1 protein-coding gene is annotated in these 695 nt (G+C 74.5%); it reads right to left on the reverse strand.

Features of this window, described 5'->3' with window-relative positions:
- Positions 1–73 precede the first annotated feature (73 nt).
- Positions 74–695 (reverse strand): N-acetylmuramoyl-L-alanine amidase (locus tag CCN33_RS29530; RefSeq protein ID WP_086696406.1); only part of this gene is annotated, 622 nt, incomplete at its 5' end.

The raw sequence follows: 695 nt of genomic DNA on the forward strand, positions 1-695 counted from the left end.
CCCAGGACGACGTGGACGCCGTGGCCAAGGCCATCGGCCCCGCCGTGGAACGCGCCCGCGCTGCGGGACTCGTCTAGGCCGAGGTCCTCCCCAGCGCCGTGCGCGCGCTCCGCGCCAGACGTATGTACCGGTCCCAGTCCCAGTGCGGGCCGGGATCCGTGTGGTCCGTGCCCGGCACCTCGACGTGGCCGATGACGTGCTCCCGGTCCACCGGCATGCCGTACCGCGCGCATATGGCGGCCGTGAGGCGGGCCGAGGAGGCGTACATCGCGGCCGTGAAGGACTTCGGGTCGTCCACGAAGCCGACGTGCTCGATGCCGACACTGCGCTCGTTGAAGGAGCGGTTGCCCGCGTGGAAGGCCACGTCCAGCTCCCGGATGAGCTGGGTGACGCCGCCGTCCGCGCGCACGATGTAGTGCGCGGCCGCCCGGTGCGCCGGGTCCTGGAAGACCTTCACCGCCGACGCGTACCCGCCCTGCGTGACATGGACGACCACCCGGTCCACCGGGTAGTCGTCCGGGCGGTCCGCGTGCCGGTAGTTGGCCGGGGAGGCCGCCACCCAGCGGGCGCCCGCGAAGTCCACCGCGCCCGGCACCCGCTGCCGCTCCACTCCCGGCAGCCGCCAGTACAGCCGGGCCAGCTCGTCGTGCGCCAGCGCCACCGCCCCCGCCGCGGCCACCGCACCCCCGATGAGC

The sequence above is a fragment of the Streptomyces recifensis genome, from assembly GCF_002154615.1.
Lineage (GTDB): Bacteria > Actinomycetota > Actinomycetes > Streptomycetales > Streptomycetaceae > Streptomyces > Streptomyces griseoluteus.